Source organism: Actinosynnema sp. NPDC037264, assembly GCF_055603705.1.
The window spans coordinates 340056-357514 of the sequence record NZ_JBVJVK010000003.1 but is presented as its reverse complement, the minus strand read 5'-3'; the positions used below and the strand labels follow the sequence as shown (position 1 = coordinate 357514).

General features: G+C 74.2%; 4 protein-coding genes. 2 read left to right on the top strand and 2 right to left on the bottom strand.

All coding sequences use genetic code 11. The features are described 5' to 3' along the window. Window position 1: 1 nt before the first annotated feature. Window positions 2–13099 carry an SDR family NAD(P)-dependent oxidoreductase gene (locus ACZ7GX_RS06085; RefSeq protein WP_498773381.1) on the bottom strand — a complete coding sequence of 4366 codons (13098 nt, stop codon included), beginning with the start codon at window positions 13097–13099 and terminating at the stop codon, window positions 2–4. Between the two features lie 427 nt (window positions 13100–13526). Here ACZ7GX_RS06085 and ACZ7GX_RS06080 point away from each other — a divergent pair, with 427 nt between their 5' ends. Then, window positions 13527–13925 (top strand): YybH family protein, encoded by a 399-nt coding sequence (locus ACZ7GX_RS06080; RefSeq protein WP_498773379.1) that lies wholly within the window; start codon window positions 13527–13529, stop codon window positions 13923–13925. Window positions 13926–14117: 192 nt separating this feature from the next. Next, window positions 14118–15692: an aspartate aminotransferase family protein gene (locus ACZ7GX_RS06075; RefSeq protein ID WP_498773377.1), complete on the top strand. Its 1575-nt coding sequence runs from the start codon at window positions 14118–14120 to the stop codon at window positions 15690–15692. A 217-nt stretch (window positions 15693–15909) separates the two neighbouring features. Here the strand turns inward: ACZ7GX_RS06075 and ACZ7GX_RS06070 are convergent, their stop codons facing one another. After that, complete coding sequence (locus tag ACZ7GX_RS06070; protein ID WP_498773375.1) at window positions 15910–17394, bottom strand: MFS transporter; 1485 nt, start codon at window positions 17392–17394, stop codon at window positions 15910–15912. Between the last annotated feature and the right edge of the window lie 65 nt (window positions 17395–17459).

Genomic DNA, 17459 nt, shown 5'->3' with positions numbered 1-17459 from the left:
CTCAGTCGAAGTCGTCGACCAGCGCGAAGAGGTCCTCGTCGCTGGCCACGTCCAGGTCGTCCGTCTCCTCGTCGCGCGGGTGGCCCGCGACGAGGTCGAGCAGCTCGCGCAACCGGTCGGCGATGGCGCCGGAGCGCTCCGCGTCGTCGCCGGCCGAGCGCAGCGCGATGCGCAGCCGGTCGAGGTCGGCCAGCACGTCGGGCTCGTCGTCGACCCCGAGCCGGCTGTGCAGGTGGTCGGCCAGCGCGGCGGGTGACGGGTAGTCGAACACGAGCGTGGTGGGCAGCCGCAGCCCGGACGCCGAGGCGACCTGGTTGCGCAGCTCGACCGCCGTCAGCGAGTCGAAGCCCAACTCCTGGAACGCGCGGTCCGGGTCGACCGCGCTCGCGTCGGCGTGGCCGAGCACCGCGGCGACCCTGGACCGCACGAGGTCCGTCAGCACCCGCAGCCGCTCGACCCGGTCCAGGCCGGCCAGGCGCTGCGGCAGCGCGGGTTCGCCGCCGGTCGCGGTCGAGGCGGCGGTCCGCTGCCGCGGCGCCCGTACCAGGCCACGAAGCAGCACGGGCTGCTCGTCACCCAAGGCGCGCAGGGCCGCGGTGTCCAGCCTGGTCACCGCGAGCACCGGCTCGGACGACGCGAGCGCGGCGTCGAACAGCGCCATCGCCTCGGCACTGCCCAGCGGCTTCAGCCCCGACCGGGCGAGCCGACGTCGGTCCACTTCGGACAGATGGCCGCTCAGCTCGCTGGCCTCCGCCCACAGGCCCCACGCCAGCGACGTGCCGGGCAGGCCCAGCGCGCGTCGGTGCTCGGCCAAGCCGTCGAGCCAGGTGTTGGCGGCGGCGTAGTTGGCCTGCCCCGCCGTGCCCAGCAGGCCGGCGACCGACGAGTACACGACGAACGCGGACAGGTCGTGGTCGCGGGTCAGCTCGTGCAGGTGCCAGGCCGCGTCCACCTTCGGCCGCAGCACCCGGTCGACCTGCACCGCCTCCAGGGCGGTGAGCACGCCGTCGTCGGTGAGCCCGGCGGTGTGCACGACGGCGCCCAACCGCCGGCTTCCGATGGCCGCCGCCAGGGAGTCCCGGTCGGTGACGTCGCACGCCACCACGTCGACCGCCGCGCCGAGCGAGGTCAGCTCGGCTGCCAGCCGCTCCGCGCCGGGTGCCGCCGGACCGCGCCTGCTGAGCAGCACCAGGTCGGTGGCCCCGTGCTCGACCACGAGGTGCCGGGCCAGTACCGCGCCCAGCGCACCGGTGCCACCGGTGATCAACACCGTTCCCCGGCGCCAGTCCGGAGCTCGTCCCGGGTCGCCGGCCGCCCGCACCACCCGCGGCACGACCACATCGCCGGCACGGACGGCCACCTGAGGCTCACCGGTGCGCAGCGCCGTGTCCAGCAGCGCCGCCGAGCGCGGGTCGTCGTCGATCTCGACCAGCACGAAGCGGCCGGGGTGCTCGGTCTGGGCGGTCCGCACCAGGCCACGCGCCGCCGCGTGGGACAGGTCGTCGGACCGCAGCACCACCGCCAGTTGCCCGGACTGCTCGGCCAACCACCGCCGCAGGGTGGCCAGCAGGCCGTGCACGACCTCGCCCGGGGTGCCGGACGGCACCCGCTCGACGGTCATCCCCGCGCCCGCGGTCGCGTCCGGCACGGGAACCCATCGGGACACGAACAGGCCGTCGGCGGCCCGCGCCACGCCCGACACCGGGCGCAGCACCAGCGAGTCGACCGCCGCGACCGGCGCGCCGACACCGTCGGCCACCACCAGCGACACGGTCTGCGAGTCCTCGGCGGACGCGGTGATCGACAGTCGCACCCGCAGCGCCGACGTGCCCGAGGCGGCCACCCGCACGCCGCTCCAGGCGAAGGGCAGCCACGCCGGGGTGGCCTCGGCCGCGACACCGGGCAGCAGGGTGTGCAACGCGGCGTCCAGCAAGGCGGGGTGCAGGACGAACGCGTCACCGTGGCGGTCCCGGGCGGGCCCGACCTCGGCGAACAGTTCGCCCTCGCCCCGCCACACCCGGCGCAGGCCTCGGAAAGCCGGCCCGTAGTCGTAGCCGTGCTCGCGGAGGCGGTCGTAGACGCCGTCGAGGTTCACCTCGTCCGCGGCGGGCGGCCACTGCGCCAAGCCCTCTACCACCGGTTCGGAGGCCGGGGCGAGCACGGCGGTCGCGTGCGCGGTCCACAACTCGTCGTCGTCCACCCGTGAGTGGACCCGCGCCTCCCGGCGGCCGGCTGCGTCGGGCGCGCCGACCACCAGTTGCACCCACACGCCGCCGCGCCCGGGCAGCGGCAGCGGCGCGGCCAGGGTCAGGTCCTCCACCTCGTGGCACCCGACCTGCTCGCCCGCTCGCAACAGCATCTCGACGAACCCGGTGCCGGGCATCAGGACCGAGCCGCGCACGACGTGGTCCGCCAGCCACGGGTGGGTGCGGCGGGACAGCCGCGCGGTGAACACCACCTCGTCCCGGCCGGCCAGTCCGACCACCGCGCCCAGCAAGGGGTGTTCCGCGCCGGTCAGGCCGAGGTCGGTGGCGTCGCCCGCCGCGGCCGGGGCTTCCAACCAGTAGCGCTCGCCCCGGAACGGGTAGGTGGGCAGGTCGACCCGCCGGCCGCCGGGGAACAGCCGCGCCGGGTCGGCCGCACGACCGCGCACGTGCAGCGCGGTGATCGCGGTCAGCGCGGTCAGGCCCTCCGGGCGGCCCGAGCGCAGCACCGGGACCAGTGCGCCCACCGGGCCGGTGACGGTCTCGCGGACCAGTGCGGACAGCACGCCGTCCGGTCCGACCTCCAGGTAGTCGGTGACGCCCTCGGCCTCCAGGAACCGCACGCCGTCGGAGAACCGCACCGCGGCGCGCACGTGCCGGACCCAGTGGTCGGGCGACGTGAGCTGCCCGGTGGTCGCGAGCGCCCCGGTCAGGTTGGACACGACCGGGATGCGCGGCTCGTGGAAAGTCAGGTCCGCGATCGCGGCGCGGAACTCGTCGAGCACGTCGTCCATGTGCGGGGAGTGGAACGCGTGGCTCACCGGCAGGCGCTTGACCCTGCAGCCCGCGGCCCGCCAGCCCGCCGAGACCTCCTCCACGGCGTCCTCGTCGCCGGAGATCACCGTGGCCGAGGGGCCGTTGACCGCGGCGACGACCGCGGTGCCGTCACGCCCGGCCAGCGAGGCGAGCACCTCCTCCTCGCCCGCTTGGAGGGCGACCATCGCCCCGCCGTCGCGGGCGGCCTGCATGAGGCGGCCCCGGGCGGCGACCAGCTTCGCGGCGTCGGCCAGGTCGAGCACGCCCGCCACGTGGGCGGCGATCACCTCGCCGATGGAGTGGCCGAGCAGGTAGTCCGGGCGCACGCCCCAGTGCTCCAGCAACCGGAACAGCGCCACCTCGACGGCGAACAGCGCGGCCTGGGCGAACGACGTCTGGTCCAGCAGCGCCGAGTCCGCCGAGTCCACCGGCGCGAACAGCACGTCCTTGAGCGGGCGGGCCAGGACCGGGTCCAGGTGCTCGCACACGGCGTCGAGCGCGGCGGCGAACACCGGCGAGGTCTCGTACAGCTCGCGGCCCATGCCGAGCCGCTGGCTGCCCTGGCCGGTGAAGAGGAACGCGACCTTCCCGGGCCGCGGTCCGTCGCCGCGCAGCACCGCCGGGGACACTTCGCCCCGGGCGAGCACGTCCAGCGCGCGCAGCAGGCCGTCCCGGTCGCCGACGACCGCGGCCCGGTGCTCCAGCACCGCCCGGCCGGTGGCCAGCGAGAAGCCGACGTCCACAGGCTCCGGGGCCGCAGCCGCCGCGGCGAACTCGCGCAACGCCGCGGCCTGCGCCCGCAGGCCAGCCTCGTCCTTGGCGGACAGCACCCACGCCACCGGCCCGTCGACCGGCTCCCGCTCGGGCACGGGCTCGGTTGGCGGCTGCTCGATGACAACGTGCGCGTTGGTGCCGCTGATGCCGAACGAGGACACGCCCGCCCGGCGCGGGCGACCGGTCTCCGGCCACGGCCGGGCCTCGGTGAGCAACTCGACCGAGCCCGACGACCAGTCGACGTGCGGCGTCGGCTCGTCCACGTGCAGCGTGCGGGGCAGCACACCGTGCCGCATCGCCTCGACCATCTTGATCACCCCGCCGACACCCGCCGCCGCCTGGGCGTGACCGATGTTCGACTTCAACGAACCCAGGTACAGCGGGGTCTTCCGGTCCTCGCCGTAGGTGGCCAGCAGCGCCTGCGCCTCGATCGGGTCACCGAGGCGCGTGCCCGTCCCGTGCGCCTCCACCGCGTCCACATCGGACGGACCCAGACCCGCACCCTCCAACGCGGCACGAATCACACGCTCCTGCGCCGGACCATTCGGAGCAGTCAAACCATTCGACGCACCATCCTGATTCACCGCACTGCCACGCACCACCGCCAACACCTGGTGCCCGTTGCGACGCGCATCCGACAACCGCTCCAACAACAGCAGACCCACACCCTCCGACCAACCCGTACCAGACGCACCAGCGGAGAACGAACGACACCTACCGTCAGCCGACAAACCACCCAACCGCGAGAACCCGACGAACGTGCTGGGCCCGGCCATCACGGTCACGCCGCCCGCCAACGCCAAGTCGGCCTCGCCGTCGCGCAGCGCCTTGGCCGCCAGGTGCATCGCCACCAACGACGACGAGCACGCCGTGTCCACAGTGACCGAGGGCCCCTCCAGGCCGTAGGCGTAGGACAGCCGGCCGGAGACGACGCTGGACAGGTTGCCCGCCAACACGAGGCCCTCGAACTCGGCGGGCACGGCGGGCAGCCGCGAGGCGTAGTCGTCGTACATCACGCCCGCGTACACACCGGTGCGGGAACCGCGCAGCGTTTCCGGGTCGATGGCGGCCGACTCGAAGGTCTCCCAGGCGGTCTCCAGCAGCAGCCGCTGCTGCGGGTCGGTGGCCGTGGCCTCGCGCGGCGACATGGCGAAGAAGTCGGCGTCGAACTTGTCCGCGTCGTGCAGGAACCCACCGTGCCGGGTGTAGGAGGTGCCGGTCCGCTCCGGGTCGGGGTCGTAGAGCGCGTCGAGGTCCCAGCCGCGGTTGGTCGGGAACCCGCTGACGGCGTCGACTCCTTCCTCGACGAGCCGCCACAGGTCCCCCGGCGACCGCACGCCGCCCGGGTACCGGCAAGCCATGCCCACGATGGCGATCGGCTCGTCGGTCCGGACCTGCCTGGTGGCCCGCACCGCGACCGCGCTCGCACCCGCCACGTGCTGCTGCACGTGCGCGGCGAGCGCGGAGGGGGACGGGTGGTCGAACACCACCGTGGTGGACAGCCGCAACCCGGTCGCGGCGATGAGCTTGTTGCGCAGCTCCACGCCGGCCAGCGAGTCGAAGCCCTGCTCGCGGAACGCCTTGGCCGGGTCGATGCCGGCCGCGTCCGCGTGGCCCACGGCCGCCGCGCTGAGTGAGCGGACCAGGTCCAGCACCGCGCCGGCTCGCTCGGCCTCGGGCAGCGCCGCGATCCGCCGGGTCCAGTTCGACTCCGCCTTCGCGGCCTTCCTCGAGCGGGCGGGCACCAGGGCGCGCGCCACGGCGGGCGGGTCCTCGCGCAGCGCGGCCAGGTCCAGTCGAGCCGGCACCAGCAAGGCCTCGCCGGTGGCCAGTGCCGCGTCGAACAGGGCGGTGCCCTGCTCCGGGGTCAGCGGCACGACACCCAGCCGCGTCCACCGGGCCACGTCGGACTCGGTGAGCGTGCCGCCCATGCCGCCCGTGCCGCCCGTGCCGGCCCACAGGCCCCAGGCCAACGAGGTGGCGGCCAGGCCGAGGGAGCGACGGTGCCCGGCGAGGGCGTCGAGGTAGGTGTTGGCGGCGGCGTAGTTGGCCTGGCCCGCCATGCCGACGACGCCGGAAATGGAGGAGAACAGCACGAACGCGGCGAGCGGCCGGTCCTTCGTCAGCTCGTGCAGGAGGTGGGCCGCGTCGACCTTGGGCGTGAGCACCCGGTCGATCCGCTCGGCGGTGAGCTGCTCCACGGTGCCGTCGGCCAGTACGCCCGCCGTGTGCACGACCGCGGTGAGCGGGTGGGCGTCGGGGATGCCGGCCAGCAACCCGCCCATCGCCACCGGGTCCGCCGCGTCGGCCGCCACCACCTCCACGCTCGCGCCGCGGGCGGTCAGGTCGGCGACGAGTCGGTCGACACCGGGCGTCGCGGGACCCCGTCGGCTGGTGAGCACCAGGCGGCGGGCGCCGTGCGTGGTGACGAGGTGGCGCGCGAACAGCGCGCCGAGGCCGCCGGTGCCGCCGGTGATCAGCACCGTGCCGCCGGGGTCGAGGGCGGGCGCGGCGGTGGTCGAGGCACGGGTCAGGCGCGGGGCGTGCAGTCCGCCGTCGCGCACGGCCAGCTGCGGCTCGGCCGAACCCGCCACCAGCGGCAGCCAGCGGTCTGGATCCTCGTCGACGGGGACGTCCAGCAGCACGACCCGGCCGGGGTGCTCCGCCTGCACCACGCGGCCGAAGCCCCACACCGGGGCGTTGGCCAGATCGGCGACGCCCTCGTCCGGCCGCACGGCCACCGCGCCGCGCGTGACGAGCACCAGGCGGTCGCGCGCGTCCTGCCGCGCCATCCACTCCCGCACGGCCGCCGCGACGCGGTGGGTGGCGTCGTGCGCGGCGGCGGCGTCCGGACCCCCTGCGGGCAGCACCACCACGTCGAGGTCGGCGACGTCGCCCGGCGCGGGCCGCTCGACGCGCGGCCAGGTCAGCGCGTACACCGGGTCGACCCCGCCCACCTTGTCCCGGGCCACCGGCCGCAGCGCGAGCTCGCCGACCGTCGCGACGGCCGCGCCGGCGGAGTCGGTGAGGGTGATGGCGACGGTGTCCGGCCCGGTCGGGGACAGCCTGGCCCGCAGGGCGGTCGCCCCGGCGGTGTGCAGGGTGACGTTGCCCCACGAGTAGGGCAGCCGGATCTCGCCGGCCGCGCCGCGCCCGGCGGCGACCAACACCAGCGGGTGCAGCACGGCGTCCAGCAGCGCCGGGTGCAGGCTCAACCGGGGTCCCTCGACGGGCAGCCGCACTTCGGCCAGCAGGTCCGTGCCGTCGCGCCACCACGCGGTCAGTCCCTGGAATGCCGGGCCGTACTCGTAGCCCAGTTCGGCGAGCCGGTCGTAGACGTCGTCCAGCGGCTGCTCCTCCGCGCCGGCGGGCGGCCAGTCGAGCAGGTCTTCCCCCGCCACCTGCTCGCCCGCGGCGAGGTGGCCCGAGGCGTGCCGGACCCAGTCGGAGGCGCCGTCGACGCGCGAGTGCACGGTGAACGGCCGGCCCGCGGCGGTGTCCTCCCCCAGCGCCACTTGTACGGTCACCGGCTCGTCGAGCTGCAGCGGCGCCTCCAGGACCAGCTCCTCGACCCGGCCCGCGCCGACCCGCTCACCGGCGGCCAGCGCCAGCTCCAGGAACGCGGTACCGGGCAGGAGCACCGACCCGCTGATCCGGTGGTCGACCAGCCAGGGGTGCTCGCGGGCGGAGATGCGGCCGGTGAGCACGACCTCGTCACGGTCGGCGAGGTCCACGGACCCGGTGAGCAACGGGTGGCCGGAGTCGGCGCGGCGCGGGGTGGCGGCGAGCCAGTAGCGGCTGCGCTGGAACGCGTAGGTCGGCAGCTCGACGTGCGGCGCCGGGCCGAAGAACGTCCCGGGTGCGACCGGCGCGCCGTTGGCGAACGCGGTGGCCAGGCCCGCCCGGAACGTCTCCTGCTCGGACCGGCCGGACCGCAGCAGCGACACGGCGACCACCTCGCCCGCGGCCGATTCCCGCGCCATCGCCGTCAGCACCGGGTCGGGACCGATCTCGACGAACACCGCCGCCCCCTCCGCCTCCAGGAACCGGACGACGTCGAGGAACCGCACCGTGCCGCGGAGGTGCCGGACCCAGTAGTCCGCCGAGCCCACGTCGGTGAGGTCGCCGGTGCTCCCGGCGACGATCGGGACGACCGGCTCGCGGTACTCGACGGTCTCGGCGACGGCGCGGAACTCGTCGAGCACGTCGTCCATGTGGGGCGAGTGGAACGCGTGGCTGACGCGCAGCGCGCGGGTGCGCCGGCCGCGTTCCCGCCACGTCGCGACGATGGCCTCGACCACCTCGGCGTCACCGGCGAGCACCACGGCCGACGGCCCGTTGACGGCGGCGACGGCGGCCCGGTCCTCGTGCCCGGCCACGGACTCCGCGGCCTCTTCCGCGGTCGCCTCGACCGCGATCATCACGCCGCCGGCGCGCGCCTGGTGCATCAGCCGGCCGCGGGCGGCGACCAGCTTGGCCGCGTCGTCCAGGGACAGCACGCCCGCCACGTGCGCTGCGGCCAGCTCGCCGATCGAGTGGCCCGCCACCAGATCGGGGACGAGGCCGTGGTGCTCGGCCAGCCGGTACAGCGCCACCTCGACGGCGAACAGCGCGGGCTGCGTGTAGCGGGTCTCGTGCAGCTCGTCGCCCTCGCCGAAGACCAGCTCGCGCAGCGGCCGGTCCAGGTGGGGGTCGAAGGCGGCGAACACCTCGTCCAGGGCGGCGGCGAACACGGACGACGTCTCGTGCAGCTCGCGGCCCATGCCGAGACGTTGCGCGCCCTGGCCGGTGAACAGGAACGCCGTCTTGCCCCGACCCGCCGTGCCGATCACCACGCCGGGCGCGTCGGCGCCGTCGCGCACCGCGTCCAGCCCGGCCAGCAGGTCGTCCCGGTCCTGGCCGAGCACCACGGCGCGCTCGGGCAGCGCGGTCCGGGCGGCCAGGGCTCGGCCGACGGCGGCCGAGGACAGTTCCGGGCGCTCGGCGAGGAAGGACCGGAGTCGCCCGGCCTGGGCGCGCAGCGCGGCGCGGTCCAGGCCGGAGACCACCCACGGCACCGGCGCGGTCACCGGCTGGGCGACCGGCTCGTCCTCGGCGGGCGCCTGCTCGACGATGACGTGCGCGTTGGTGCCGCTGATGCCGAAGGACGACACGGCGGCCCGCCGGGGGCGGTCGACCTCGGGCCACTCACGGGCCTCGGTGAGCAGCTCCACCGCGCCCGACGACCAGTCGACGTGCGGCGTCGGCTCGTCCACGTGCAGCGTGCGGGGAAGCACACCGTGCCGCATCGCCTCCACCATCTTGATCACCCCACCCACACCCGCCGCCGCCTGCGCGTGACCGATGTTCGACTTCAACGAACCCAGGTACAGCGGCGTCTCCCGCTCCTGCCCGTAGGCCGCCAGCAACGCCTCGGCCTCGATCGGGTCGCCCAGCGCGGTGCCCGTGCCGTGCGCCTCGACGGCATCCACATCGGACGGACGCAGCCCCGCGTCGGCCAGCGCCTGGCGGATGACGCGGCGCTGCGACCGGCCGTTGGGCGCGGTCAGGCCGTTGGACGCGCCGTCCTGGTTGATCGCCGTGCCGCGGATGATGCCCAGCACCGGGTGCCCGTTGCGGTGGGCGTCGGACAGCCGCTCGACGACGAGCACGCCCACCCCCTCCGACCAGGCGGTGCCGTCGGCGGAGGCGGCGAAGGACTTGCACCGGCCGTCCGGGGCCAGCCCCCGCTGCCGGGAGAACTCGACGAACATGCCCGGGTTGGACATCACCGCCACGCCGCCCGCGATGGCCAGCGTCGACTCGCCCGAGCGCAGCGACCGCACCGCCAGGTGCAGCGCCACGAGCGACGACGAACAGGCCGTGTCCACCGTGAGCGCCGGGCCCACCAGGCCCAACTGGTAGGCGATGCGGCCCGACATCACGCTCGGCGAGGTGCCGGTGAGGAGGTAGCCGTCCACGCCTTCGGCGGCCTCGTGCATGCGCGGGCCGTAGTCCATCGTGGTCGCGCCGACGAACACGCCGGTGCGGGAGCCGCGCAGCGCGGTCGGATCCACGCCCGCGCGCTCCAAGCCCTCCCAGGTCGCCTCCAGCAGCAGGCGCTGCTGCGGGTCCATGCCGAGCGCCTCGCGCGGGGAGATCCCGAAGAACCCGGCGTCGAAGGAGGCCGCGTCGTGCAGGAACCCGCCGCTGCGGACGTAGCTCTTGCCGCCGCGGCTCGCGTCGGCGTCGAACAGGTCCTCGTCCCAGGCGCGGTCGGTCGGGAACGCGGAGATCGCGTCGCCGCCGGACTCGACGAGCCGCCACAGGTCCTCGGGCCCCGCGATGCCGCCGGGGTAGCGGCACGCGATGCCGACGATGGCGATCGGCTCGTCCGCGTCGGTGGCGGCGACCTCGTCGTCGTGCTCACCGTCACCGGTCAGGAACTCGATCAGCGCGGCCGGGGTCGGGTGGTCGAACAGCACGCCGCCGGGCAGTCGCCGTCCGGTGGCCGCGGCCAGCGCGTCCCGCAACTCGACGCCCGTCAGCGAGTCGAAGCCGAGGTCGCCGAACGTGCTCCGCGGGTCCACCTGCCGGTGGTCGTCGTGCCCGAGGACGGCGGCGACGTGCGCGAGGACCAACGCGGCGAGGTCGCGGTCGACCGGGGTGCGCGGCGCCGGCACGGGGGCCGTCGCCGCGGTGCCGGCCGGCGACGCGGTCACGGCGGGCGTACGGGTGGTGTCCGGCCAGTACCGCTCCCGTTGGAACGCGTAGGTCGGCAGGTCCACCCGCTCCGCCCCGAGGCCGCCGTGCGCCGCCACCCAGTCGACGCCGCCGCCGCGCACGTGCACGGCGGCGAGGGCGGTCAGCAGCGACTTCACCTCGGGGCGGCCCTTGCGCAGCGCGGACACGGCGCGAACCGCGGTCGGGTCGAGCACCGAGTCGGCGACCATGCCGGACAGCACGCCGTCCGGGCCCAGCTCCAGCACGGTGCGCACGCCCCGCGTCTCCAGCGTCCGGGCCGCGTCGAGGAAGCGCACCGGACGGCGCAGGTTGTCGACCCAGTACCCCGGTGCGGTCCAGTCGGCCCCGGCGTCGCCGGTGACCGTGGAGACGAGGTCGAGGGCGGGCTCGTGGTAGGTGAGCGTGGACGCGACGGCGAGGAACTCGTCCAGTATCGGCTCCACGCGCTCGGAGTGCGACGCGAGGCTGATCTTCAGGTGCTTGGTCTTGCGCCCCTGCCCGGCGAACCGGGCGGCGACGGCGAGCGCGATCTCCTCGTCGCCGGAGAGCACGACCGCGCGGGGTCCGTTGATCCCGGCGATGGAGAGGCCGTCGACCACGTACGGCAGCACCTCGGCCTCGGAGGCCTCCACGGCGACCATCGCGCCGCCCTCGGGCAGCGCCTGCATCAGGGCGCCGCGGCTGACGACGAGCTTGGCCGCGTCCGACAGGGACAGCACCCCGGCGACGTGCGCGGCGGCCAACTCGCCGACGGAGTGGCCGGCCACGACGGCCGGCCGCACGCCCCACGACTCGACCAACCGGAAGAGCGCGACCTCCACGGCGAAAAGGGCGGGCTGCGTGTACTCGGTCCGGTCGAGGCCCTCGCCGGAGGCGATCACCTCGCGCAGCGCGCGACCCAGCAGCGGGTCGACGTGGGAGCAGATCTCGTCGAAGGCGGCGGCGAACGCCGGGAGTTCGGCGTACAGCTCCAGGCCCATGCCCACGCGCTGCGCACCCTGTCCGGTGAACACCACGGCGAGCGGGCCGTCCTGTGCCTCGTCGACGACCACGTCGGCGGACGGCAGGCCGGCGGCGACCTGGTCCAGGGACGCGAGCAGCGCTTCGCGGTCCCTGCCGAGCACGACGGCGCGGTGGTCGAACGCGGTGCGGGTGGCCGCCAGCGAGTGCGCCACGTCGAGGGGGTGGAGGTCGACGGCGGCTGCGCGCAGCCGTTCGGCCTGTGCCCGCAGAGCCTCCGGCGACCGGGCCGAGAGCACCCACGGCAGCACGGAGCGGGTGCCCTTGTCGTCGTTCGCGGCGGTGACCGGCGCCTCGGCGACCACGACGTGCCCGTTGGTGCCGCCCACGCCGAACGAGCTGACGCCGGCGACGAGGGTGCGCTCCGGGTGTGGCCACGGCGTGAGTTCGCGCTGCACGGCCAGGTTGAGCGCGGCGAAGTCGATGTCCGGGTTGGGGTGCTCGAAGTTGAGGCTCGGCGGCAGCTCCCGGTGGCGCAGCGCCAGCAGCACCTTGAGCAGGCCGACGATGCCCGCCGCGCCCTCCAGGTGGCCGACGTTGGTCTTGGCCGAGCCGATGCGCAGCGGCGAGGTGCGGTCCGCGCCGAGCGCCGCACCCAGGGCGGCGGCCTCGATCGGGTCGCCGACGGGGGTGCCGGCGCCGTGCGCCTCGACGTACTGGACGTCGTCCGCGGTCACCCCGGCGCGCTGCCAGGCCTCGCGCAGGACCTGTTCCTGGGCGCTGCGGCCGGGCACGGTGAGGCCGGGCGTCGCGCCGTCGTTGTTCACCGCGGTGCCCAGGATGACGCCGTGCACGCGGTCGCCGTCCGCGAGGGCCTTCGCCAGCGGCTTGAGCACGACGACGCCCCCGCCCTCGCCCCGCACGAAACCGTTGGCGCGCGCGTCGAAGACGTAGGCGGTGCCGTCCGGGGACAGCCCGCGGAACCGCTCGGTGGCGATGGCGCCCTCGGTGGACAGGTTGAGGTGGACGCCGGCCACCAGCGCCGCGTCGGACTCGCCGGACAGGATGCTGCGGACTGCCAGGTGCACGGCGACGAGCGACGACGACTGGGCCGAGTCCACGGTGAGGCTTGGACCGCGCAGCCCCAGGAAGTAGGAGACGCGGTTGGCGATGACACCCCGGTTGAGGCCGGGCAGGGAGTGTCGCGTGATCGCCTGGTCTCCGAGCAGCCCCGCGTAGTCGTCGCGCAGCGTGCCGACGAACACCGAGGTGCGGCTGCCGCTCAGGGTTGCCGGTCGTATGCCCGCGTCCTCCAACGCCTCCCAGGCCAGCTCGAGCACCAACCGCTGCCGGGGGTCCATGGCCGTCGCCTCGCGCGGCGAGATGCCGAAGAACCGGGCGTCGAACGCGTCCGGCTCGGCCAGGAACCCACCTCGGCGGATGTCGCCGCCGCCTTCGCCGCGGTGGTCGTCCCACCGCCCCTCGGGAGCGTCGGTGATGGCACTGCCACCGTTGGTCAACAACCGCCAGAAAGCCGACGGGTCCGCCGCCGACGGGAGCCGGCAGGACAGTCCGACGACGGCGATCGCCTCGTCCGCAACCCTGTCGTGCTGTGTCGTCATCGCGCTCGGCCACCTCTTCATGCGAAATGTGGAAGGTTGGCGAATACCAACGGACCCGCTCCTGCGATCGTCCCGAAATCGACCATAACGGCGTTGCCGGCGCAAAGGTCCAACGCGCACTCACCGCTCGGCAATCGCTCCACGTACCTGCACGTGCACCGTCCCTGCCCGTCCCGTGGACCAACGGTGACCGCGGGCCGGAGGGAGGTGCTGGGCAGCACTCGGAAGAGTGATGACCGTCCGGTTACCGGTCGCAGACCGCGCGCCGACCGAGAACCATCCACAAAGGACATACCCGTTCCGCGCGCCCACCGCGGCGCGCGGCGGTTACCCGAGCGTGGATTCGCAGTGGGAAGTCCTGGCTACGTTGGGCGCGACCGGGAGTGCGGTCCCGGCACAGCTCACCGACGAGGGAGTAGACCGGCAGATGACGAGCATCGTGGACGAGATCGGCCCAGTGACGGACCCCCGCGAGATGACCGCGACCTACGTGCGCGCGATGAACTCCGGCGCGGTCGAGGCCGTGCTGGGCCTCTACACCGAGGACGCGGTCTCGGTGTGGGAGCCGGGCAACCCGGTCAGCGGCAAGGAACACGAGGACGGCCTCCGCGCCTACCTGGCCCGCAAGCCGTCGATGAAGGCCGAGCTGCGCGAGTCCTTCGTCACCGACGACACCGCGCTGCTGGTGGTCGACTGGGAGCTGGACATCCCGGCGGGCCAGGGCTTCGAGGCCGAGCACCACACCGGTATCGGCCTGGACGTGCTGCGCCTGGGCGAGGACGGGCGCTGGCGCTACGTCGTGGACAACCCGTTCGGCGAGGCCTGAGCGACACGAGCGACACCGCGGGGCGCGACGGCGGGGGCGGGCTCGGGCCCTCCCCCGCCCGCACGCGTCCACCGGCCCCGGCGCCGGCCGGGCAGACAGGACGACCACACGCAACGCGGTCATCGGCGGGTAATCGTCCGCCCGCCCCGCCCCGGACGGCGATGACCCGAGCGAGCACGACGGAGAGGGCACATGGCTGCTCCCACGATGGAACCGGAACTCGCCGAGGCCCACATGCGGAGGCTGCTCGCCGGCCTCGGCCTCGACCGGGAGTACGTGCGCGGTGAGGGCGACACCCTCTACTACCGCGACCACAATGGTGATGAGGTCGCCGTACTGGACCTGGTCGGCGGCTACGGCACGCTGGTGTTCGGCCACAATCACCCCGAACTGGTGGCACTGGCGCGTGATCTGCTCGCGAAGCGAGTGCCCCTGCACGCGCAGCTCTCCTACCACCCCTACGCCAACGAGCTGGCCGCCGCGCTGAACCGGGTGCTGCACCGCGAGTTCGGCATCGACGAGCCCTACTCGGCGGTGTTCGCCAACAGCGGCGCCGAAGGCATCGAGACGGCGATGAAGCACGCCGAGCTGGACCGGGTGATCCGCGTCGGCGAGCTGCACGCGGCGGTGGAGGCCGACATCGCGACCGCCCGCGCCGCAGTCGCCGACGGCACGGCCACCGTGTCCGCCGAGGCGCGTGCCCGACTCGGCCTGGCCGAGGGCTCGGACTTCGACGCCCTGGTGGCCGAGCTCGGCCGCCGCCACGGCGAGATCCTGGGCCGAGGCCCGGTCTTCCTGACGCTGGAGGGCTCCTTCCACGGCAAGCTGGCGGGCAGCGTGCAGCTCACCCACCACGCGGGTTACCGGGCGCCGTTCCGCGCGCTCGCCGCGCAGGCCAGGTTCGTCGCGGTCGGCGAGCCGGGCGCGCTCGCCGAGGTGCTGGCCGAGGAGCGCACGGTCCTGCCGTCCCCGGTCGTGGTCGACGGGCAGGTGACACTGGTCGAGCGCGAGTACCCGGCGATCGGCGCGTTCTTCGTCGAGCCGGTGCAGGGTGAGGGCGGCATCCACGTGCTGTCGCCGGAGTCGGCGGCGGAGATCCGCGCCGCGGCCGACACCGTGGGCTTCCCCTTGGTCGTCGACGAGGTGCAGAGCGGCATGGGGCGCACCGGGCGGCTGTTCTCCGCCTCCGGCGTCGGTCTGCTCGGCGACTACTTCGTGCTGGCCAAGGGCCTCGGCGGCGGCATCGCCAAGACCGCGGCGCTGCTGGTGCGGCAGAGCCGCTACCGCAGCGACTTCGAGCTGGTGCACAGCTCGACGTTCGCCAAGGACGCGCTGTCCTGCCACATCGGCATCAAGGTCGTGGAGATGCTGGAGGCGGACGGCGGCGCGGCGTACGAGCGGGCCGTCGCGCGGGGGGCGCGGCTGCGCGCGGAGCTGGACGCCGTGGCCGCGGAGTTCCCCGACGTCGTCTCGCAGGTCCGGGGCAAGGGCCTCATGCTGGGCATCGAGTTCCACGACCTGTCCGAGTCGACCTCGGAGGTGCTGCGGGACAACGCCCGTGCGGGCCTGATCGGCTACGTGGCGGCCGGGTACCTGCTGCGCGAGCACGCCATCCGGGTCTTCCCCACCGCCAGCGCGGCGCACACCCTGCGGGTGGAGCCCTCACTGGGTATCACCGACGAGGCGATCGAGCGGTTCGGCCAGGCCCTGCGAGGGTTGTGTGCGATCCTGGGCAAAGCCGACGGGATGGCGCTGCTGCCGGGCTGACCCGCACGCACGGAGGAGGCCGCCGACTGGATTGTCGGCGGCCTCCTTGGTTGCGCGGGAACGGCCTCCAGCGAGTGCCCACGAGCCGGCACGGCTCCATCAGGGGACACGGACGATCCGTGCCGGCGGCGACCGTGCGAGCCGCCGTCGGCGCTCCCGTGCGACCAATGCGCGGGCAGCCGGGGGAAGCCGGACACCCGCGCACGGGAGGGAGCCGCTAGTTCTCGGCGGTCGCGGTGGGCTTCGGCGCCTTGAACAGCACCAGGCCGACCAGGAGGCTGGCCACGGCGAGGAAGGTCATCGCCCAGAAGCCCGCCTGGAAGCCTTCGTTCAGGGCCACCTTCTGGTCACCACCGCGGGTGAAGGTCACCGCCACCGAGGTCGCCACGGCGACACCGAGCGCGCCACCCATCTGGAAGCCCGCGGTGTTGATGCCGGAGGCCACACCGGAGTGCTCCCCCGGGACGTCGGCCAGCGCGGCGATCGTGACGCCGACGAAGCCCATGCCCAGACCGAGGCCGAAGAGCAGCAGGCCCCAGAACAGGTCGGCGAAGTAGGTGCCGTCCACGTCGACCTGGGTCAGCAGCAGGGTGCCGATCGCCATGAGGGCCATCGCGATCACCGCCAGGGTGCGGAACCCGATCTTGGCGACGACCCGGGCGCCGATCTGGGAGCCGATAGTCGACATCACCGTGTAGATGACGGTGCTGACGCCGAAGGCGAGCGCGGTGTAGCCCAGCACCTGCTGCGCGTACAGCGAGATGATCAGCACCGCGCCGAAGGTCACCATGCCGACGAGCAGCATGACCACGTTGCCGCCGACCAGGTTGCGGTTGCGGAACAGGCTCAGCGGCACCATCGGCGCGGAGACCCGCTTCTCGATGACGACGAACAACCCGAACAGCACGACGGTCGCGGCCAGCAGGCCGAGGGTCTGCCCGCTCAGCCAGCCCGCGACCGGCGTCTCCACGACGGCGTAGATGAAGGCGACCATCGCCAGGGTGATCGTGAGCGCGCCGAGCGGGTCGAAGCCCTTGCCCTGGTCCGCAACCCTGCTCTCGGGCAGCAGCTTGGGGGTCAACGCCAGCACCAGCAGCGCCACCGGCACGTTGATGAAGAAGATCCACTCCCAGCCGAGGAGGTCGTTGATCGGACCACCGATCAACAGCGCGGCCATGGCGCCCGCGGCGCCGTTGGCAGCCCAGATCGCCAGCGCCTTGCCCAGTTCGGTCTTGTCGGTGAAGGTGACCATCACCAGGGACAGCGCCGTCGGCGAGATGATGGCGGCCGAGATGCCCTGGCCGACCCGCGCCGCGATCAGGATGGTGGGGTCCCAGGCCAGACCGGCGATCAGGGAGGCGACCAGGAAGAGCGCCATGCCGACGGCGAACATGCGGCGCCGGCCGAAGACGTCGGCGGCGCGACCGCCCAGCAGCAGCAAGCCACCGAAGGTCAGCAGGTAGGAGCTCATGACCCACTGCGCGCCCGCGGCGGTGAGGCCGATCTCGGCCTGCATCGACGGCAGCGCCAACAGGACGATCTGCGCGTCGAGCTGGACCATGAAGAAGGCCGCGCACAGCACCACGAGCGCCTTCCAGCGCAACGGGTTCTTCGGGGCCTCGACGGCCTCCTCCGCGCCGACGGCACCCGCCGGTTCGTTCGTCGCCGCGGTGCCCGCGGCCGAGCGGTTGTCCCCTGACATCACTTGTCCTTCCGGTGGTTCACGGTGTTGCTGCTCTCGATGCGACGTCCGCTGGTCGGGTCGCC